The sequence below is a fragment of the Streptomyces sp. MMBL 11-1 genome (genome assembly GCF_028622875.1).
Classification (GTDB): domain Bacteria; phylum Actinomycetota; class Actinomycetes; order Streptomycetales; family Streptomycetaceae; genus Streptomyces.
Map to the genome: position 1 here is coordinate 4,657,741 of NZ_CP117709.1, position 20,127 is coordinate 4,677,867.

The following is a 20,127-nucleotide window of genomic DNA, read 5'->3' on the forward strand; positions in this document are numbered from 1 at the left end:
ACGAGACACACAGGGGAGCGCCATGAGCACAACGACCGTACGCAGAGCGGGTGCCCGGGAGTGGGGAGGGCTGGCCGTCCTCTCCTTGCCCACCGTGCTGCTGGGCCTCGACGTCACCGTCCTGTACCTGGCGCTTCCCTCGCTGGCGGAGGATCTGCGGCCGTCCGGCACCCAGGAGCTGTGGATCATGGACGCCTACGGTTTCCTGATCGCCGGTTTCCTGCTCACCATGGGGACGCTGGGCGACCGGATCGGCCGTCGCAGGCTGCTGATGGCCGGGGCAGCGGCCTTCGGGATCGTCTCGGTGCTGGCGGCCTGGTCCCCCAGCGCCGACCTGCTCATCGTCGCGCGGGCGGCCCTGGGGATCGCCGGGGCCACACTGATGCCGTCCACACTGGCCCTGATCAGCAACATGTTCGCCGATCAGCGACAGCGCTCCCTGGCCATCGGTGTCTGGGCGACGAGCTTCGCACTCGGCATGGCGCTCGGGCCGGTGGTCGGCGGTGTGATGCTGGACCACTTCTGGTGGGGTTCGGTGTTCCTCCTCGCGGTGCCGGTCGCGATCGTGCTGCTGATGGCCGCTCCGGCCCTGATCCCCGAGTACCGGGCACCGCGAAGCGGCCCGTTCGACCTGCTCGGCGTCGCGCTGTCGCTGATGGCGATCCTGCCGGTGGTCTACGCGGTGAAGCGGTTCGCCGAGGACGGCCCCGACGGGCCCACACTCGCCGCCGCGCTGCTCGGAGTCGGCTTCGCGGTGCTGTTCGTCCGGCGTCAGGGCAGACTGGCGAGCCCGCTGCTGGACGTGCGCCTCTTCGCCGACCGGACGTTCAGCGCGGCGTTGAGCGTGCTGCTCATCGGACTCGTCGGCGTCGGCGGCTCGATGCTGCTGATCACTCAGCAGCTCCAGTTCGTCGAGGGGCTGCCCCCCGTCGAGGCGGGCCTGTGGATGGGGCCGCCCGCCCTGCTGATGTTCCTGGCCGCGATCGGATCGCCCCTGGTCGCGCGCCGGGTGCCGCCGGGGATCGTGGTGGCGGCCACCCTGGCGCTGTCCACGGCCGGGTACGCGCTGCTCGCCCAGGTGGACGCCTCGGACGGCATCGCCCCGATGGTGACCGGTTTCGGTCTCGTCTACCTCGGGCTCGGGGCGATCGCGGCCCTGGGCACCGACCTGGTGGTCGGCGCCGCGCCGGCGGAGAAGGCCGGCTCGGCCTCGGCGATGTCGGAGACCGTGCAGGAGCTGGGCCTTGCCCTGGGCGTGGCGGTCCTCGGCAGCCTGGCCACCGCGGTCTACCGCGACCGGGTCGAGATGCCCGCCGACGTCCCGCCCGAGGTGGCCGAGGTGGCGGGTGACAGCCTCGCCGGTGCGGTCTCCTCGGCGCAGTGGATGCCCGCAGGATGGCTCGACCACGCCAAGGAAGCGGCCACCTCCGGGATGAACACCGCGATGACCGCCGCCGCGGCGTGCGCCCTGGTGCTCTCGATCCTCTCCGCCGTCGTGCTGCGGCGCGTCGGCGTCATCGGCGGCGACGTGCCGCAGCACGACGGGGACGACCCGGCGGAGACGGCCCTGTCGGACGTCTGACCGGGGCCGGGGCCGGGCCTGCCCTCGCCCCACGGCACGCCGGGGCACGCGTGGCTCCGGGCCCGCGGACTTTGGGGTACGTGCGTGGGGCTCCGGGGGGTACGTGCTTGGGGCTCCGGGGTACGTGGGGGCTTCGGGCCGTCAGTGCGAGGCCCGCGCCACCCTCTTCGCGATCTTCTCGGCGTCCAGGGCCATTTCGCGGAGCATCCCGCTGATCGGGTTGGTGAATCCGGTGAAGTAGAGCCCCGGGGCGCCCTTCGGTGAGCGTCCGCCGCGGGTGACCGGGCGGCCCCGCCCGTCCAGGACGTCCAGGTGGCCGAGCAGCGGCTCCAGCGCCCGGTCGTAGCCGGTGGCGGCGATGACGGCGTCCGGGGTGAGGCGGGAGCCGTCGGCCAGGACCACCGTGTCCTTGTCGAAGGAGGCGACCGTCGCCACCGGGGTGACCGCGCCGGACCTGACCGCGTCGACCAACCCGGCGTCCTGGACCGGGATCGCGCCCTGGCGGACCCGGGAGTACAGGCCGGTGTCCGGGCGAGGGAGGCCGTGGGCGGCCAGATCGGGCACGGCTATCCGGCACATCACGGCCCCCGCGCCGTCGACGAGCCGCACCGGCAGGCGGCGGACCAGGATGCCGGTGGCCTGGGCCGGCCAGCCCGCGGTGGAGCGGCGGACGATGTGCGGGACCGTCCGGACCGCGATGCGCACCCGGGACGCGCCGCCCTCCGCGAGGTCCGCGGCGATCTCCGCGCCCGTGTTGCCGATGCCGACGACCAGGACGTCCCGGCCGGCGTACGGGGCCGGGGCGCGGTACGCCGCCGCGTGCAGCAGGTCGCCCGTGAACGTGTCGCGGCCCGGCCAGTCGGGGATGCGCGGGGTGTGGTTGAAGCCGGTGGCGACGACGACCGCGCGGCCCCGCAGGACCCGGCCGCCCGTCGCCCTGAGCTGCCAGTCGCCCGAGCCGTCGGGGGCCCGGTCCACCCGCGTCACCTCGACACCGGTGACCACTTCCAGCCCGTGGTGCTCGGTGTACTTCTCCAGATACCGCACCATGTCGTCCCGGCCCACCCAGCGCCCGAATCTGCGCGGCATTCTCAGCCCCGGAAGCGCCGACCAGCGGCGGGTCGTGTGCAGGCGGAGCCGGTCGTAGTGGCCGCGCCAGGAAGCGCCGACCCGGTCCGACTTCTCCAGGACCACGGTCCGTACACCCCGGGCGCGCAGTGCGGCGGCGACGGCGAGGCCTCCGGGGCCGCCGCCGATGACGTAGACGGGACGGTCGTCCGTACGGTCGGTGAAGGCGGCGGCGTCACTGCCGGTGGGGGACGGGCTGTTGGGCATGGTTCGGAGCGTAATCGCCCGCTCTGTTGATGGGTCTCGGTCAAGAGCGAAATCGATTGCGAATTGATCACGGGCGGGGGCGGTCGATCACGGGCGGGGGTCGGTCGAGCGCGGGCAGGGTTCGGTCGTTCCGGTCGTTCGCGGGCGGGGGCGGTCGTTCGCGGGCAGGGGACGGCTGACCATGGGCGGGGCCCCGTCGGTCACGGTCACGGTCACGGTCACGGGCAGGGGCCGGGGGCGGCCAGAGCCGCGGCCAGCGCCTCGGCCCGGGCGGCGGCGACGGACGGGTCGGCGCCGGTCGCGGCGACCATGGCCCACCGTCGCGGTACGCAGGCCACCGCCTCCAGCAGGGCGCCGGGCACGGCCATGGACCGGGCCGTCGCGTCCATCTGATGGAGTGTCCGGTCCGCGGGCGGCAGGAAGACGCGGGTGGAGGCGTACGGTTCGTCGATCGCCTGTTCCCGGGCACGGTCCCGGAAGGTGCGCAGGCTCTCGGCACCGTGCGCGGAGAGGTTGAAGTCGATCGCCCCGACCAGGAGACGGTCGCCGAACGCGCCGCCGAGCCGGCCCACGGCGAAGTCGATGCCGCCGGTGACCAGCCCGCCGTAGCTGCCGTCCGCGACGCTCCCCGGGCCCCGGAAGGCCGAGCGGACGGCCTCCAGCGCGGCGCGGACGGTCCGGTACGCGTCCCGGGGCAGCCCGAGAGCGGTCCAGCCGGCCTCGTCGACGTAGTCGTTGCCCCGCCAGGAGTAACCGTCCAGCATCTGGAGGGTGAGGCCATCGGCGACCTGCCCGTTGCGGATGTGCCCCGACGGCACGACCGGGACGCGGCGAGCCGCCGGTGGTGGCCCGGCCTCCGGGGAGGCGGGCTCGGCTGAGGCGGGTGCCGGTGGGCCGGGCTCGGCCTCCTCGCCGCCCAGGGAGACGGTGAGGAAGGTGACCCAGGCCTCCAGGAGGTGGTCGTCCCCGACCGCGTGCGCGGTGCGGGCCTCCGCGGCCAGCCGTCCGGTGTCGGCGAGGTCCAGGTTTCCCACGATGCGGGCCCCGTCGCCCGCGTCGGCGGGCTTCAGCGCGGCCCGGTCCAAACCGTAGCGGGATCGGAGGAGGGCGGCCGCGTCGAGCACGTCGGCCACGAAGGCCTCCCGGTCGACGCCGGTGCGGGCGATCGTGTAGCCGGGCAGGACCGGGACGGTCAGCCCCAGGCGCCGGTGGGCCCGCCCGAGACGCTGCTCGGCGGCGAGCAGCTCCTCGGGGGGCAGGTCCAGCGCGGACACGGGCATTGCGCGGGCGTCGGCGACGGTGGGGTGGATGTGGTTCTTCCGGTTCCATTCGGTGGCGACCACCGGGCTGTTGGCGTCCGTGGCCAGCTCGGCCAGCCCGGTCCTGCGGAGCAGCCAGAGCAGGAAGATCTGCGTCTCCACGTCCAGCGCGTACAGCCGGACCACCGCGTCGGGGCGGTCGCGCAGCCAGTCGATGACGTGGCGCAGGGGGGTGTCCGCCCCCTCCTCGTGGGCCTCCGCCATGAGCAGCAGGGCGTGGGTCAGGTAGTAGTGGTCCAGGTCGCCGATGTCGACGGCGGGGACGCCCCGGAGCGCCGCGGCCTCGGCCCAGGGCGCGGTGCGGCCCAGGGTGAGGTCGTCGGGGGTCCCCAGATACACCGACCTGGCTTCGACGTACGTGGTCACGTCGTGGGGTTCCTGGCCGCTCAGCAGAGCGGCCAGGTCCCCGTCGAACGACTTGAGCAGGGGCGTGGTGGTGTGCAGCAGGAGTGCGGGGGCGGTGCTTTCCGGCTGGGCCCGGTACGGCCGCACCGCCTCGCCCGCGGCCCTCGCCACGGCCGCGGTGTCCATGCCGAGAAGCCGTTTGGCGCTCTCCGCGACGCGCGTCTCGTCCCAGACCAGGTGTCCGGTGAAGAAGCCTTCCCAGCGTGCCTTTCCGCCGTCTCGTGCGGAGTGGACGGACGCGGCGACGGGTGAGAGCACCGTGTTCCCTTTCAGCGATGATGTTTCCGGTTTCCGGTTCCCCGTGATCCGGTTTCCCGTGTTCCGGTTTCCCGTGTTACGACGCTCCGGCGTCCGGTGATCCGGCGTCCGGCGATCCGGTATTTCGGGTTTCTTGGCTTCCCGCGCTCCCGTGTTCCCGTGTTCCCGATTTCCCGGTTTCTCGTGTTCCGGTGTGGTGCGTCAGTTGCGGACCGTGGTGAATACGACCGTTACGTAGGGTAGCTCGAAGGTGTTGCCGCTTTTCAGTTCCGGGTGCACGGTGGCGAGTTCGCGGATGCGTTCCTCGATTTCCCGGCGGCGTTCCGGAGAGGACGTCAGGTAGTACGACCGTGATTTTATGAGCGTGACGAGAGAATCGATCGTCTTCGGCTCGGAGTGCGGGAAGAAGCCCTGTTCGACGGCCCCGAACTCCGGCCCGAACGTGGGGTCGCGCAGCCAGCCGGTGAGCCAGGCGGTGTCCTGGGTGCGCAGCGCCCTCAGCGCGCCGTGCAGCATGATCGCCGCGGGGGTGCGCGGGTCGGTCCCGGTGTCCTCGTCGGCGAGGATCCCGGACAGCGCCGCCGACCAGGGGACCTCTTCGTCGCGGAGGTTCCAGAGGGTCGCCAGGACTCCGCCGGGGCGCAGTACGCGCGCGATCTCGGCGTGGGCGGGGTCGGGGTCGAACCAGTGGTAGGCGTGGCTGACCAGCACCGCGTCCAGGCTGGCGTCGGCCAGCGGGATGTTCTCGGCGCTGCCGGCCAGGGCCACGGATCCGGGGGCGGTGGCGGTGATGCGGGCGCGCATCGCGCCGTCCGGTTCGACCGCCCGGGTCCGGTGTCCCTCGGCCGCCAGCACCCGGGTGAGCAGGCCGGTGCCCGCGCCGAGGTCCAGCACGTCCCGCGGTTCGGTTCCCAGGATCCACCGGACGCTCTCGACGGGATATCCCGGCCGGGTCGTCTCGTAGGCGTCGACACCGTCGCCGAAGGAACTGCCTCGCTGCTGCCATGCCGTCGTGTCCGCCGTGGCTTCTTCGTCCGTCATTCCGGGAGCCTCGCATCCTGTTGTCCGTAGAACATACGGAGTCGATTCGGGTGATAGTCGAAGTGCATCGGATGGCTTTCCCCGCGCAGTGCCGCCGCCACCGCCTCGGCGGTCACGGGGGCCTGGGCGAATCCGCCCGTGTTGTGGCCGCCGGTGACGAGGAGGAGCCCGCCTCCGGCAGTCCTCGTGGTCTCGAAGACCGGAAGGCTCGAAGCGGTCCAGGGCCGCACGCAATACCTTCTGCTCCGCTTCAGCAGACCGGATCTCCGGGCCTCGTCGAACGCGTCGGGAAAGAAGGAGGACGCCGTGTCGTCGACCGCCGCGTAGAGCGCTTCGAGCTGCGTCGGATCGATGTTGTGCGGGTCGGCGCCGGTCCAGCCGTAGCCCGATCCAACGGTGAGGAAGGAGCGGCCGTCCGGGCCCTCGGTGACGGTGACGTTGGCGTCGGCCGCGGTGTGCCCGCTCCGGGTGATCTTCAGGGAGTTCTTCAGTCCCCGGCCGGCGTCGGGGAGGGTGAGCCAGACGCCGACCATCCCGTGGATCAGCCCGGCGGACGCGGTGCCGCGCAGCAGCGCTTCCCCGTAGGCGCCGGGGGAGAGGACGTAGTGGTCGGCGCGGACCGTCTCGCCGTCACGGCAGCTGATGCCGTCCGGCGCGCCGCCCTCGCCCGGGACGAGGGCGTCCACCGGCCGTCCCCAGTGGAAGACCGCGCCCGCCCGCTCGGCCGCGTCGGCCACGGCGCCGAGGAACCGGTGCACCTGCACGGTGAACCCGTTCACCTCGATGCCGCCGACGAAGGCCCCCGCCCGGTGCGCCGCGGCCAGCGCAGGGTGCCGGGCACTGACCCGGTCGGCGGACAGGATCTCGAAGTGCCGGTCCGTGAGGGCGCGTTGACGCGCCACATGGGCTTCCAGTACGGCCTGATCGCTGTAGACCCGCAGGATGCCCTCCCGCAGGCCGACTCCGTGGAACAGCTCCGGAGCGTCGCGCCGGAGCTCCCGCCAGAGCCGGTCGGACGTGAGGTTGTAGCCCAGGACGTCCTCGGTGAAGGACCGGGCCAGCCAGCCGGGGACCCGGGCGTTGTCCTCGGCCCAGGCCGCCTCCGCAGGCCCGAGGCGGGCCAGGTCGGCCAGGCCCCAGCCCTTGTCCTTCACCGGCTGGGTGAAGGGCGGGGGCCCGCCGCCGGGGCTGCCGAAATAGCCGTCGGCCTCGGTGAGCGTGAACATCCGGGCGTCGCCGCCGCCCCTGCTGCATCCGAAGCATGTCCACGGGGCGTCGGACCGGGGGTCGGGGCCGCTGTCGTAGAACGTCACACGGTGACCGGCCCGCAGCAGCCGCAGCCCGGTCAGCAGGTTCACCACCCCGGCGCCCACCAGCACGACCGAGGCCGCTTCCGGCCGGACGGCGCCGAGGTGCCCGGCGAGCGCCGGGCCGACCCGCTCCGCCAGGAAGCGCCGTTCGGCCGTGGCGAGCGCCCGTGCGTAGAGGTCCGCGGAGGGCTCGGCGGCCCCGGCCGACGGGCACGCGGTCACGCGTAACCGGGATCCGGCCGGTCCGGCCCCGGGTAATCGGCGGGTGCGCGGGCGGCGGACCCGCGCGGCGCCCTCGCGTACGCCGCCCGGCCCGGCCACCCGGTCCAGGAGGACGACGACCAGGGGGCGCTCGCCGGCCGCCTCGCCCCAGGCGGCCGTCTCGGCGGCCTCGGGAACGGACCGGGTGAGCAGGACGTCCGGCCGGTCCCGGGCCAGCGCCCGGCCGCGAAGGGCACCCGGCCGGGCGCCCAGCGTGGGGCGGTGCAGTATGTGTGCGCCTCTCAGCAGCGGCTCGACGGAGGTCGGCACTGGGTGATCCAGCAGAACCAGCAAGGGGCCTCCTCTGCAGGCTGGTTGGTCAGTTTCCAACCGGTCGGTCGGCGAAACGCCGAGAGGCCCCGGTGGCCGGATTTACGGCCTTCTACGTCTCGGAATCCCGACCGCGGGCCTCGCGCGCCGCATGCCGGGGCCGATGCCTGGCGGTGCCCCCACATGCTCCCGGCACGTGCCACGCCCGGACGCCGGGTTCGCGGGCGGTGCCGGGCACCGGTGTCCGGCACCCGGCTTCCGGCTTCCGGTTCCCGGCTTCCGGCGTAGGCCGGATATCGCCGCTCTCCTGCGCGGGGCAGCCCTGGCCGCTGAGCTGACTCTGCAACGTAACTGACGACACGTCAAAAACGGTTCCGGACCCGGACTCCCGCCGGAAACGGTCTGCCCGTGGCCGCCACCTGTGGAAGGGTGGCGCGGGGGCCATGATCCGCGGGTGCGAGGGGGCGGCGTGCGACGGTCGGGGGAGGTCACGGGCTGGGCGTTCCTGGCGGAGGTGGACGGAGCCCGGCACGCCGGGCTGGCGGTCGGACAGGCGGGGCTCAGCCCGTTCACCGGGGCCGGTCCCGGCGGAAGCCTGTTCACCCGGGCGTACGCGCGAGGGCTGGCCGTGCTCACCTCGCTGGACGGACTGCCGTTCGCCGACGCCGTCGACGCACGGTGGTGCGTCCACCGGGACACGGCGGGCGTCTTCGCCGTCTTCGGCCCCGGCGGCCTGGAGCTGGCGTACGACCTCGGCCTGGACCTGCCGCCCGGCTGGCTGGAGACGGCCGCCGGTGCCGGATCGCTCGTCCTGGTGGTGTCCCACGTGCTGCCGGCCGCGGGCGACATGGTCGGCGTGCTGACCGACGAGACGCGGCGGGGGATGGTCTGCGCCGGACGGGTGCGGTTCGGTCCGCCCGGCCGTGCGGCGGCCGGTCCGCCCACCGTGACGTACGTCCTCGACCCGGTGTCCGTCCTGCTGGAACTGGCGCTCCACGTCGGGGACCGGGTGCTGTCCCTCGACGCGGCCAAGCTGCGGGCCCGGGGGATGGAACGGACGCGGCGCGGACTGGAGCGGCAGCTGGAGGAGGCGCACGGGCTGACCGCCGAGGCGATGCTGGACGCGCTGACCGCGGAGGCGTCCCGGAGCCGGGACGCACCCGCAGACATCCTCCACCACTACTGGCGGCTGGTGGCCGAGGTCGCCGAGGAGTGCGGGGCGGAGTCCACCTGGCGGCAGGCGGCCCTGCGTACGGTCGAGAGCGCGGCGCCGGTTCTGGCGCAGCGCTGCGACCGCTCGGTCTTCGAGGAGGCCGACACGGTGGCGGGCCGCCTCGTCGCGGAGCTGGAGGGCTCCCCGGGCCAGGCGGCAGCCCTCCTGGCGGCCGCCCGGCTGCGGCTGGCGGTACGGGGGCCGGAGGACCGGGGCGGCGACCGGTACGCCGGTGAGGGGCGGACCGTGCGGGCCGCCCAGCTCGCCGCCGACCTGTACCGCTCTCCGTCGCACCGGCCGTGGTCCGGCGGGGAGCAGCCGTTGCGGTTCGACTCGCGGCTGCGGGCGGAGGCGGGCCGACTGCTGCGACGGGCAGCCGAGTCGGACGACCGGGAGCACGGCCCGGGCAGCGCGCTCCGCCCGGCGGTCCTGGCCGCGCGGGCCCAGGTGCTCACGGAGGACGGAGGAGTGGACCAGGAGACCGCGCGAACCGCGTTCGCCGCGCTGTACGAGGCGCCCGGGGCCGCTCCGCCGGACCTCCTGCTCTTCCTGCTCCGCTCGGTGGCCGACGACATGCAGGGCACCCTCGTCGACGCCGTACGCGAGAACGTGTTCGGCTCGGACACGGGGGCCTTCCTCGCCGCGTACGGCGGTGCCGTCGCCGCCCGCACCGTCGACCAGGGCGTCAGCCTCGCCCGGGAACGCGCCGACCGGCCGCTGCTCCGGGCCGCACTGGACTGGGCCGACGGCTCCGGCCTCATCCGGGGCCCCGCGCACCGCAGGCAGCTGACGGAGGCCCGGCTGCACGCACTCCCCGACGACCCCACCGGCTGCCCGGCCCCCGGCGACCCCCTCCCGCGGTCCTTTCCGGCGTCCTGGCCGGCGGCCCGGCGCTCCGCCGCGCTCCTGCACGCCGCCGCCCACGCCCGCGAGCGGCGGCAGCCCGCGCTGGGCGCCGACCTCCTGCGGCAGGCGGATGCGGGCGACAGCGCGGCGGTCAGACTCCTGACGGCGGACCTGTACCGCCTGGCCGTGGAGGTGGGCGAGCCGGTCTCCGACGTGGTCCCCTTCCCGTGGGGCCACTCCACGTACGCCGCTCTCTCCTACGCCTCCCTGGGCCAGCGGGACCTGGCCCAGGCCTGCCTGCTGCCCGTCCTCCGGGAGATACCGCGCCTGCGCGGCGACGCGCTCAGGAACGCCGTGTACGCGATCATCGTGGACGTCCCCAACTTCGACACCAGCGGAGCACCGGCGCTCGGCGAGGTGCTGCGCGACCTCGTCCACGCCGCCGTATGGCAGCTCACCGTCGAGATCGAGACCCTGCCGGTGGCGCTGATGCTCGGCCTCCACCAGGCGGGCAAGGGCCCGGAGGCGGGCGCGTGGCGCCGGATCGACGGCCCGGTCACCCCGCCCCCGCACATCGGGAACTACGTCGAGAAACTCCGTGCCCTGGAGAGCCCCACCGCCCCCGGCGGCGCGACGGCGAACCTGCTCGACGTGCTGGACGCCGACCACGGCCCCGGGGGCGAGGACGGTGGGGGCGGCGGGGGCGGCAATGACGGTGGGGGCGACGGGAGCGGCGGGGGCAGCGCGGGCGGCGGGGCCGACCGGGGCGACGGGGGCGACTGGAGCGACCGGGGCGACCGGGGCGGCGAGGAACGCGAGGAGTTCGCCCGTAACCTGCGTCGGCGCATCTCCTCGTTCATCGACGACGAACTGCGCAGCCGCTCGGCGGCGTTCGTGGACGACGCGCACCTGTGGGCGCGTACGGCGGAGCTGCTGGACGACCGCACGGTCCTGCTCACCTGGTTCCTGCCCACCGCCGTGAACGGCGCGGCCGTCCTGCTCGCCGTCACCCGCGAGGACAGTGCGATGATCGTGCAGCTCGGCGACACCGCCGACGGCGGACCGGAACGGGCCGCTGCCTACGCCGACCGGCACCCCGTCGCCGACCTGGTCGAGGCGGTCCGCGCGGAGGTCGAACGCGACCCGCTCTTCGGCGACGTGACACCGGAGGGCCGCCGACTGCTGACGGGACACGAACTCCCGCTCGTCGCGGGCGACCGGTGGGCCGCGTGGCGCGCCCGGGGCAAGGACCGGCTCCTGCTCTGGCCGCACGGCGCGCTGCACTACCTGCCGGTCGCGCTCTGCACCGCCGGGGGCCGCGTGATCGCCGACGACTGGGCCGTCACCACCATCGCCGGTCTCGAAGCGCTCCTCCCCGCCGCCGGCCCCGTACGCCCGCGCCGCACGGCGGTACTCGCCTCGGCCACCGGCGGCGTCCCCTACGGCCTGCCCGCCGAACCCGCGCTGGAGGAACACGCCAGGGCGGTCGCCGAGGCGGTCGGCGCGACCGTGCTGACCGGCCCGGCCGCCACCCGCGCCGCCCTGCTGGCCGAACTCGCCACGGCCGACGTCGTCCACCTCGCCGTCCACGGCACGATGGACCAGGACGCCCCCTGGCTGCACTGCCTCTACCTCACCCCGGACGAGGACGACGACGGCCGCCTCCTCGCCCACGACTTCCTCGGACTCGACCTGAGCGGCGTCCGCCTGGTCACGCTCGCCGCCTGCGAGTCGGCGCTGGGGCGCTTCGACCGGGCGGACAACATCCGCGGCGTCCCCGCCGCGCTGATCACCGCCGGTGTGCAGGCCGTCGTGGGCTGCCTGTGGGCCGTCCGCCCCGAACCGGCCACGTACTTCTACCACCGCCTGCACCAGCGGGCCGCGTCGGGAGAGGATCTCGAAAGCGCGTTCCGCGCAGCGCAGACCGCCACCCGGGCCCGGTACTCCCACTACCGGGACTGGGGAGCGTTCACCTTCCTACTGGGCCGGAGCAAGGGAGCCAGCACATGACCGAGGTCCAGCTGCACGATGTCGCCCTGGTGCCGGAGCGCACGCTCGGCGCCCCGGCCGAGGACGGACCGCTGCGCGGCCGGCTCACCTTCGGCTGGGACCTGCTGCCCGCCGACCACCCGGGCGCCACCGCCGACTGGCTCGCCCAGGTCCGCGGCACGCCCGGACGGGACTACCGCCACCTGCTGCTGGTGTGCTCCTTCCGCCCGGAGACCCCGCAGTCACCGGGCGTCTTCCGGCACGCCTCCCTGGCGGTCTCCCTCACCACCCCCGATCCCGCCGTACGGCCGGTGGCCCGGCTCATCGACCCGGGCGAACGCACCCGCCCGGCGGCGGCCGGCCCCGGCACCGGACTCAGCTTCACGGTCAGCACCGGCATTGTGGACGTGGGCGTCGAGCGGCAGCCGGGCGGCGCGGGCCCCGGCCGGGAGGAGTGGATCGTGCGCGGCCACGGGGCGTCCCAGCCGGACCCGCAGTGGGAGTTCCGCAGCCTGCGCCGCCTGCCGCTGGTCGGCGACCACCCGGTCGCCGCCCTGGTGGAGCTGGTCCCCGATGCGGTGAACACGGCGGAGGTGCTGGTCGCCGCCGAACTGGAGCACCGCAGCTGGGGCATCCGCCGCTACCGGGCACGCCTGGAGCCCGCACGCCACGGCATCAGGCTGAGCCCGTGAGTCCGTGAGCCTGTCCTCCTCCGGCGCCCCGCACCGCAGCTCAGCGGATACGTGTTGCCGGGGCGGGCTCACAGCCCCGGCGCCCCCCACACGGGGAACCACCGGGACAGGTCCTTCTCCACCCGGAGGTCGTCGCCGAGGGCGCCCCTGACCTGGAGCTCCAGCTGGTTGTCCCGTTTCTCGGCGCCTCCGGGCAGCGGCGCGAACGGATAGAAGGTCCCGCGCTTGTACAGGTAGACCAGGGCGAGAGCCCGCCCCTCCGCGTCCCGGAAACCGATCAGCGAGCAGAGCAGGTGCGGGCCGAAGCCGCCGTCCTGGAGCAGGGTGTTCACCGCGTGGAGGTCGTTGACCAGCCCCGCCGTGTCCTCGGCCGGATGGCTGGCCAGCAGCCAGGTGTAGCCGTACGCGTCCCGGCTGAACTCCACCGGAATGCCGCCGCGCTCCGTGTCCGCGTCCAGCAGTTCGCGTACGTCCTCCTGGAGGCGCGCGAAACCGCCGCCCTCCACTCCCGCGAAGCAGACCGAGCCCAGGCCGGTCGGGGCGAGGCCGGTGGCGGCCTGGAGGGTCAGGGCGGCCGAGGGGACGGCGAAGAGCTGGTCGAGGTCGGGGCGGACGGGCTTGCTCCGGCCGAGGATCACGTCGAGCAGGCCCACGGGCGTAACTCCTTCACGTCGCTTCAAGCCGTTTCACGTCGCTTCACATCGCGCGAGCCGCTCACGTCGCGCGAGCCGCTCACGTCGCGCGAGCCGCTCACGTCGCTTCCCGTCGCTCAGCGGGACAGGTCGGCGGAGATGCGGGACAGCTGGTCCAGGCGCTGCTCCAGCGTCGGGTGGGAGGAGAACAGCCGGCCCAGGCTCTCCTTCGCGGAGAACGCCGGCATGAAGTAGAACGCGTTGTACGGCTCCGCCTTCCGCAGGTCCTCCGTCGGGATGCGGGCCATCTGCCCGCTGACCTTCGTCAGGGCGGAGGCGAGCGCGGAGGGCCGGCCGGTGAGCAGGGCGGCGGCCCGGTCGGCGGACAGCTCGCGGTAGCGGGAGAGCAGCCGGGTCAGCAGGAAGCTGATCGCGTACACGACGGCGCTGATCAGCGGGATCAGCAGGAGCAGGATGCCCGCCGGATCGTTGCCCGGTCTGCTGCGCGCGAAGCCGCCCCACAGGGCGATACGGGTGATGATGCCCGCCAGCACCCCGAGGAACGAGGCGATCGTCATGACGGCCACGTCCCGGTGGGCGACGTGCGACATCTCGTGGGCGAGGACCCCCTCCAGCTCCTGCGGCTCCAGTCGGCGCAGGAGGCCCGTCGTCGCGCAGACCAGGGCCGTCTTCTCACTGCGGCCGGTGGCGAACGCGTTCGGTACGTCGCTCTCGGCGATGGCGACCTTGGGTTTGGGCATGTCGGCCAGGGCACAGATGCGGTCGATGGTGCCGTGCAGCTCGGGGGCCTGCTCGGGGGTGACCTCGCGGGCTCCCATGCCGTACGCGGCGATGCGGTCGCTGAACCAGAACTGGGCGATGAACAGGCCGCCCGTGATGACCAGGATGATCGGCCAGGAGCCCCGCAGGGCCGCGAGGAGCACGCCCACGAAGACGACGTAGAGCAGGCCGATCAGGAACATGGTGGTCACCATGCGACCGGTCAGGCCCCGGTCGGGGGCGTAACGCGAACGGGCTCGTGGCATCGGTGCCTCCCAACAGCTCACCTCTCACCTGACTCCCATAGTGCCCCTTTACGGTGAGAACCGGATAAGCGTGCAATCTGCACTGACCGGGGCGGAACGGCTCGGGGCCGCCGCCCGCGCCGGTCAGGGCCAGAGCAGCTCGCGCGTCCAGACACCGTCCTCCTGGCGCCGGTAGCGCAACCGGATGTGGCGGCGCCGGGCGTCGCCCTGGAAGAACTCCGCCTCGGCCGGCTCGACCACGTACCGGGTCCAGGTCGGAGCCTCCGTGTCCGGTGCCGCCCGCGCCCGGTCCCAGGCCGCGTCCGCCGCCCGGTGCAGCTCCGCCACGGAGCCCACGACCTCGCTCTGCGACCCGGTCAGCGCGGCGGCGAGCGCCCCGGTGGACCGTGCGTGCAGGTCGGCGTGGCTCTCGGCGGGCGTGCAGCGGACGACGGGACCCCGGACCCGTACCTGTCGGCCTTGCGCGGGCCAGTAGAAGCCGAGCGCCGCGTGCGGGCGGACGGCGAGGTGGCGCCCCTTGGCGCTGGTGGCGTGGGAGGCGAAGTGGAAGCCGCGCTCGTCGGCGTCGTGGAGGAGCAGCGTGCGTACGTCCGGGAGGCCCTCGGTGTCGGCCGTGGCCAGCGACATCGCGTGCGGCTCCGGCTGCCCCGCCGCGACGGCCTCGGCGAACCAGGCGTGGAAGAGGGGGACCGGGGCGGGCGGGGCCGACGCCGGGTCGAAGGACGGCAGCTCGGTGTCCCAGACGCGCTGGGCGTGCAGGAGGCCGCGGAAGGCGGTGGAGGCCGGCCGGGGGCCGGCGGGGGTGTCGTCGGTCATGGGGCTATTGGACCCCAGGTCGTGTCCGCGAAGTCTCGTCTCGCCCCTCACCCGGAACGGCCACAGAGGTCGCCGAGCTGCGCACCCTGAGTCGCAAGAGGCGGCTCAGTGCCGAGGAGCTCACGGCCAAGGGCCACGCCGCTGGCCTGTATGCCGGAGGGCGAGGACCGGGACCGGGTGTGGGAGGCCGCCCTCGCGTTCTGGCCGCCGTACGCGGTGTACCAGCGGCGGGCTGGAGCGGCAGATCCGGTTGTTCCGATTGGAGAGGCGATAGCGGGCGGCACGGCGGCCCCCAAGTCCGGCCGACGGGGTGGGGCCCCTGGTCCGGCCCCCGAGCCCTGCCCGCAGGTCCGGTCCCCAAGTCCGTCCCCCAGGCCCAGGGGCCTTCTCCGGGAACGCCGACGGCGGACCGCCCGCAGGGGTGTGTGGGTGGTCCGCCGTCGGTGAGACAGGACGTGGGGCGACCGGGTGGGCGGGTGCCCGCCCGGTGGTGAGGGGCGTCCGGGGCCGGTGGGCCTCCTGCCGCCCCGGCCTACTTCGGCGGCTTCTTGCCGGTGATGCCGAGGTGCACCAACAGGGCGAGATTGGGCCGCAGTTCGGCCTGCTTCACACCCCAAGTGGTGAATCCCTTCTGGTGTGAGGCGACCGCGGCCAGCATAGCCACCAGGGAGCCCGCCATCGCCGCCGGACTGACGTCCTTGTCGACCTTGCCCTTGCTCTGGAGCTCCTTCACGGAATCCGTGAGGGAGTTGGTGACCGAATTCAGGATCTTCATGCGGATCTTGTAGAACCGCTTGTCCCCCTCGGCCGCGCCGAGGTCGATCACGCGGAGGATCGCGTCGTTGTGCCGCCAGAAGTCGAGGAACCCCTCGACGAGTTGTTCAGAGGTCGTCCAGCCGGCCTTGCCGACCCAGGAGCGCCCGGCGACCAGTTCGGTCAGTCCGGCACCCTCCTTGGCGACTTCCTCGGCGATTTCGAGGACGGCGCCCTCCACATCGGGGAAGTACTGGTAGAAAGTCGCGGGTGAAGTCCCGGCCTTCCGGGCGACGTCGATGACTTTGACGTCCCGGTACGGCGAGGAGCTGAGCATCTCGCTGAGGCAGTCGAGCAGCTTCTGCCGCGTCGCCTGACCGCGTCGACCGGCCACGCGGCCATCGACGGTGCGTACTTGTCCTGTCATGCCGTCAGCTTACCGAGGGGTGATGGGAGCGCGATTCGGCCGACTGCAAATGGGGAACGCCGCAGGACCAGCGGGGTGCGCGGGGGTGAGGAGCGGCGATTTTCGGCCGTGGTGTGCGAGGCCCGGAAGGCAGGAGCGCCGCCCTGGGAGCCGCGCGGAGTAAATGTTATCAACAGCCTGTGGATAACGTCGGTGGACAACTTCGGTGAACAACTTCGCCGGATGACTTTCGTCCACACGGTGAGCGCCTCCTTCATCAGTCGGGCAGATGTTCCCTACAGGTGCACCCCCTGGCGTGTCCGAGGTGTCCGTGGAGTGCTTCCGCCGTGTGTCCGGGGCGCGCGGGGCGGAGGGCGACGTTACGTTGACTGTGACGGGCGTCACTGCGTCCCTGCTACGGAAGGACCCGGTCCCATGGCCGCATTCGCGCATTCCGCGCCGTGCTGGGCGGACGTGCAGCTCTCCGACCTCGAAGCGGGCAAGCGCTTCTACGGCGGGCTCTTCGGCTGGACCTTCCGGGCGGGCGACGGCATGCCCTTCGCGGACGCGCTCAGCGACGGCCGCCTGGTCGCCGCCCTCGCCGCCAAGAAGGACGGCCGGATGCCCACCGCCTGGGGCGTCTACTTCGCCACCGACGACATCCGGGCCACCGTCGCCGCGATCCGCGAGCACGGCGGCCAGATCATCACCGACCCGGTACGGGCGGGGCGCGCCGCGATCGTGGCGCAGGCGGCCGACCCCGGGGGCGCCGTCTTCGGGCTCTGGCAGCCGGAGGAGCGTACGGGCTTCGAGAAGCAGAACGACCCCGCCTCCTTCTGCTGGACCGAGGTCTACACCCGGCAGCCGGACAAGGTGGACCCCTTCTACGAGAAGGTCTTCGGCTTCCACAGCACCGACCTGGACGAGGCGGGCCACGACATCTCCGGCGACTCCGAGGCGCTGGTCGACTTCCGGATGTGGTCCCCCGAGGGCACCGAACCGGGCCCCGACACCGCTGTCGGCGGCCGCAGCGTCATCACGGACGCGTTCCCGGCCGAGATGCCGAGTTACTTCCTCGTCTACTTCGCCGTCGCCGACTGCGACGCCGCCGCCGAACTCGCCGTACGGCTCGGCGGCCGGGTGGCCCAGCCGCCTTTCGACATCCCCTCCGGGCGGATGGCCGTGCTGCACGACGACCAGGGTGCCGCCTTCGCCGTACTCCAGCCCGGCGCACTGCTTCCGTGACCCGCCGTCCGCGCCCCCCGCGCCCCTGTCCGTGACCCGGTGTGGGGGGATACCGCCCGAAGTGGCATGAGACACCCGCATCCGCCCCCGGGTTCGCAACCGGGGCCCGGGCCAGGAAGAATCGGGGTGCGTACCGCCAGGTGGTGCTCAGTGGTGAGACCCTGCACAGGGCGCGCTGCGCAGGGCGCGATTCGACCGGGCGGTAATGCGCGGACTTCGTCGCCGAGGTTCGTTTACGGGGAGGTGGCAGGCAAGTGGTGGAGCAGCTGACGCAGCACGACCCGAGACGGATCGGCCCGTTCGAGGTGCTGGGACGGCTCGGGGCCGGCGGCATGGGGCTGGTCTATCTCGCGCGGTCGGCGTCCGGTCGGCGGGTGGCGATCAAGACGGTGCGGACCGAGCTCGCCGAGGACCAGCTCTTCCGGGTCCGCTTCACGCGCGAGGTCGAGGCGGCCCGCGCGGTCAGCGGGTTCTACACCGCCGCCGTGGTCGACGCCGACCCGCGTGCCGCCGTGCCCTGGCTCGCCACCGCCTATGTGCCCGCGCCCTCGCTCGAAGAGATAGTGAACGAGTGCGGGCCCATGCCGACCCAGGCGGTGCGCTGGCTGGCCGCCGGCATCGCCGAGGCCCTCCAGTCCATCCACGGCGCGGGCCTTGTGCACCGCGACCTGAAGCCGTCCAACGTCCTCGTCGTCGAGGACGGCCCCCGGGTGATCGACTTCGGCATCGCGTCCGGTGTCTCCAACACCCGGCTGACCATGACGAACGTCGCCGTGGGCACGCCCGCGTACATGTCGCCCGAGCAGGCCCGGGACTCCCGCAGCGTCACCGGGGCGAGCGACATCTTCTCGCTGGGCTCCACGCTCGTCTTCGCCGCCACCGGGCACGCCCCCTTCCACGGGGCCAACCCGGTCGAGACGGTGTTCATGCTGCTGCGCGAGGGTCCCGACACCGAGGGGTTGCCCGAGGACCTGCGGCCGCTGATCGAGTCGTGCATGCAGATGGACGCCACCCAGCGGCCGAGCCCCGCCGACCTCCAGGCCCAGCTCGCCCCGCACCTCTTCGCCTCCGGCAGCGACGACAGCGGCACCGCCTCGGCCTGGCTGCCGTCCCCGGCCACCGCGATGATCGAGCGGCGCCGGGGCGGCGGGCGCACCGCACCGCCCGCCCCGGCGGTCCCCCCGCCGCCCCCGCGACAGCCCCCCAGGGTTCCGGAGCGGGACACCGCCTGGCGCAGCGGGGCGGACCTGCGCTCGCCCTCCCCGCTGTCCTCGCCCTCCCCGCTGTCCGGCGCCTCCGGCCCGGCCGCGGGTCCTTCCGCCGCTCCTGCGGGTCCTTCCGCCGCTCCTGCGGGCGGGCCCGTCCAGCTGCCCGGCGCGAAGGTGCCGATCGGCCCCGGTCCGCGTGCGGGGGAGGGGCGCGGGGCCGCCGCCGCGCACCCGGCCGCCGCGACCGGCTGGGTCCGCCCGCCCGCCGGAGTGAACGGTTCGCCGGCGGCCTCGGCCTCCACCGCCCGCGTCCCGGCCCCGGGCCCGGCCCCGGACGGCGCGGCACCCGTTCCCGACCGCTGGCGGCCCTGGCGCTTCCGCATGTCCAACGACGTGTGGGGCACGCCCGTGGTCTCCGGCGACCTGCTGTACGTGACGTCCTTCGAGGTCCACGCGCTGGACGTGGGCAACGGGCGGCGCCAGTTCAAGACCCGGGACGTGGCCTGGGCGATGGCCGTCGAGGGCGGCAGGATCCACGCCTCGGACGGCCCCTCGCTGTACGCGCTGGACGCCACGACCGGCGCCGAGCAGTGGCGGCTGGCGACCGACGCCTGGGTGTACGCGCTCAAGGCCGACCGGGGCACGGTCCTGACCGCGACCCGGGGCGGCGGCGTCCAGGGCTGGGAGGCGTCCAACGGCGAGAAGCTGTGGGAGGTCACCGGCGCGCAGAGCGACTTCGAGACGGCGGAGGCCGGCCCGGCCATCCACGACGGCACCGTGTACGTCTGGCAGGACGCCCGGCTGCGCGCGCTGGACGCCCGTACGGGCATCGAGCGCTGGTCGTACCCGATCGGCGACGCGGCCTCCTGCGGCGGCGTCCCGGTCCGGGTCACCCCGGCCCCCGACGGCTACGTCTACATCGCGGCGGGCACCCGGGTGCTGGCGGTCGAGACCGGCTCCGGCCGGGTGCGCTGGCACTTCGAGGCCCCCGCGGTCTTCCTCTCCCCGCCCGCGTTCGCACCGGGCCCGGCGGTGACCGGCGGCGGGGTGTACCTCGCGGACTACCTCGGCACGGTGTACGCGCTGGACGCGACGACCGGCAAGGACCGCTGGCGGATCGCCACGGAGGCCCGCTCCTCCATCGAACCGGCGCTGGTCGCGGTGGGCAACGTGCACGTCGGCAGCGGCAGCGCGCTGTACACCCTGGACGCGGTCACCGGCACCCCGAAGTGGCGCTTCGCGGCGGGCGGCGACGTGGTGGGCTCCCCGGTGGTGGCCGACGGCCGGGTCCACTTCGGCTCGGCCGACCACGTCCTCTACACCCTGGACGCGGCGGGCGGCCAGCTGCGCTGGAAGCTCGCGACGGGCGGCGAGATCACGGGCTCGCCCGTGGCGCAGGCGGGCGTGGTCTACGCCTGCAGCAAGGACCGCTGCGTGTACGCGCTGGACGCGCTGAAGGGAACGGGCACGGGGAACAGGGCCCGGACCTGATCCGGGGCC

The 20,127-nt window shown here is 73.9% G+C and carries 13 protein-coding genes and 1 pseudogene; 6 read left to right on the forward strand and 8 right to left on the reverse strand.

Annotated elements, in window-relative coordinates; genetic code table 11:
- Positions 1 to 22 precede the first annotated feature (22 nt).
- Entirely contained in the window at positions 23 to 1,582 is a 1,560-nt protein-coding gene (locus PSQ21_RS20555; RefSeq protein WP_274032087.1) for an MFS transporter, read from the forward strand.
- 141 nt (positions 1,583 to 1,723) lie between these two features.
- Here the strand turns inward: PSQ21_RS20555 and PSQ21_RS20560 are convergent, their stop codons facing one another.
- The 4 genes from PSQ21_RS20560 to PSQ21_RS20575 form a co-directional block, all read right to left on the reverse strand.
- Entirely contained in the window at positions 1,724 to 2,917 is a 1,194-nt protein-coding gene (locus PSQ21_RS20560) for a flavin-containing monooxygenase (protein WP_274032088.1), read from the reverse strand.
- A 218-nt stretch (positions 2,918 to 3,135) separates the two neighbouring features.
- On the reverse strand, positions 3,136 to 4,899 hold the full coding sequence (locus PSQ21_RS20565) for a hypothetical protein (RefSeq protein WP_274032089.1): 1,764 nt from the start codon (positions 4,897 to 4,899) through the stop codon (positions 3,136 to 3,138).
- A 201-nt stretch (positions 4,900 to 5,100) separates the two neighbouring features.
- The gene (locus tag PSQ21_RS20570) at positions 5,101 to 5,940 is read right to left on the reverse strand and encodes a class I SAM-dependent methyltransferase (protein ID WP_274032090.1); all 840 of its coding nucleotides are present in this window, start codon (positions 5,938 to 5,940) and stop codon (positions 5,101 to 5,103) included.
- Positions 5,937 to 7,805, reverse strand: a complete 1,869-nt coding sequence (locus PSQ21_RS20575; protein ID WP_274032091.1) for an NAD(P)/FAD-dependent oxidoreductase — start codon at positions 7,803 to 7,805, stop codon at positions 5,937 to 5,939. Before PSQ21_RS20575 ends, PSQ21_RS20570 begins: the two co-directional genes overlap by 4 nt.
- Before the next feature lie 445 nt (positions 7,806 to 8,250).
- Between PSQ21_RS20575 and PSQ21_RS20580 the strand changes: the two genes are divergently transcribed.
- Positions 8,251 to 11,850 (forward strand): CHAT domain-containing protein, encoded by a 3,600-nt coding sequence (locus PSQ21_RS20580; protein ID WP_274032092.1) that lies wholly within the window; start codon positions 8,251 to 8,253, stop codon positions 11,848 to 11,850.
- Positions 11,847 to 12,521: a hypothetical protein gene (locus PSQ21_RS20585; RefSeq protein WP_274032093.1), complete on the forward strand. Its 675-nt coding sequence runs from the start codon at positions 11,847 to 11,849 to the stop codon at positions 12,519 to 12,521. The genes PSQ21_RS20580 and PSQ21_RS20585 overlap by 4 nt, the downstream gene beginning before the upstream one ends.
- A gap of 68 nt (positions 12,522 to 12,589) precedes the next feature.
- On the opposite strand, the gene pspAB is transcribed toward PSQ21_RS20585, so the two are convergent.
- The 3 genes from pspAB to PSQ21_RS20600 form a co-directional block, all read right to left on the reverse strand.
- Positions 12,590 to 13,174: a PspA-associated protein PspAB gene (gene pspAB / locus PSQ21_RS20590; protein ID WP_274032094.1), complete on the reverse strand. Its 585-nt coding sequence runs from the start codon at positions 13,172 to 13,174 to the stop codon at positions 12,590 to 12,592.
- Positions 13,175 to 13,290: 116 nt separating this feature from the next.
- Positions 13,291 to 14,199, reverse strand: a complete 909-nt coding sequence (htpX, locus tag PSQ21_RS20595) for a zinc metalloprotease HtpX (protein ID WP_274032095.1) — start codon at positions 14,197 to 14,199, stop codon at positions 13,291 to 13,293.
- Positions 14,200 to 14,322: 123 nt separating this feature from the next.
- Complete coding sequence (locus PSQ21_RS20600; protein WP_274032096.1) at positions 14,323 to 15,015, reverse strand: pyridoxine/pyridoxamine 5'-phosphate oxidase; 693 nt, start codon at positions 15,013 to 15,015, stop codon at positions 14,323 to 14,325.
- A 93-nt stretch (positions 15,016 to 15,108) separates the two neighbouring features.
- Between PSQ21_RS20600 and PSQ21_RS37890 the strand changes: the two are divergent.
- A pseudogene (locus tag PSQ21_RS37890) lies at positions 15,109 to 15,289 on the forward strand (nitroreductase family deazaflavin-dependent oxidoreductase); the annotation flags it as partial.
- Between the two features lie 258 nt (positions 15,290 to 15,547).
- Here PSQ21_RS37890 and PSQ21_RS20610 read toward each other — a convergent pair.
- Positions 15,548 to 16,195, reverse strand: a complete 648-nt coding sequence (locus PSQ21_RS20610; RefSeq protein ID WP_097871460.1) for a TetR family transcriptional regulator — start codon at positions 16,193 to 16,195, stop codon at positions 15,548 to 15,550.
- Positions 16,196 to 16,609: 414 nt separating this feature from the next.
- On the opposite strand from PSQ21_RS20610, the gene PSQ21_RS20615 reads away from it, so the two are divergent.
- A complete protein-coding gene (locus PSQ21_RS20615) occupies positions 16,610 to 17,419 on the forward strand; it encodes a VOC family protein (RefSeq protein WP_274032097.1) in 810 nt (269 codons plus the stop codon).
- A 254-nt stretch (positions 17,420 to 17,673) separates the two neighbouring features.
- Positions 17,674 to 20,118 carry an outer membrane protein assembly factor BamB family protein gene (locus PSQ21_RS20620; RefSeq protein WP_274032098.1) on the forward strand — a complete coding sequence of 815 codons (2,445 nt, stop codon included), beginning with the start codon at positions 17,674 to 17,676 and terminating at the stop codon, positions 20,116 to 20,118.
- Positions 20,119 to 20,127 lie beyond the last annotated feature (9 nt).

Excerpts from the sequence above, each read along its gene's own strand:
- PSQ21_RS20555 (WP_274032087.1), top strand. The coding sequence starts at position 23 with ATGAGCACAACGACCGTACGCAGAGCGGGTGCCCGGGAGTGGGGAGGG.
- PSQ21_RS20560 (WP_274032088.1), bottom strand. The coding sequence starts at position 2,917 with ATGCCCAACAGCCCGTCCCCCACCGGCAGTGACGCCGCCGCCTTCACC.
- PSQ21_RS20570 (WP_274032090.1), bottom strand. The coding sequence starts at position 5,940 with ATGACGGACGAAGAAGCCACGGCGGACACGACGGCATGGCAGCAGCGA.
- PSQ21_RS20585 (WP_274032093.1), top strand. The coding sequence starts at position 11,847 with ATGACCGAGGTCCAGCTGCACGATGTCGCCCTGGTGCCGGAGCGCACG.
- htpX (WP_274032095.1), bottom strand. The coding sequence starts at position 14,199 with ATGCCACGAGCCCGTTCGCGTTACGCCCCCGACCGGGGCCTGACCGGT.
- PSQ21_RS20600 (WP_274032096.1), bottom strand. The coding sequence starts at position 15,015 with ATGACCGACGACACCCCCGCCGGCCCCCGGCCGGCCTCCACCGCCTTC.
- PSQ21_RS20610 (WP_097871460.1), bottom strand. The coding sequence starts at position 16,195 with ATGACAGGACAAGTACGCACCGTCGATGGCCGCGTGGCCGGTCGACGC.
- PSQ21_RS20615 (WP_274032097.1), top strand. The coding sequence starts at position 16,610 with ATGGCCGCATTCGCGCATTCCGCGCCGTGCTGGGCGGACGTGCAGCTC.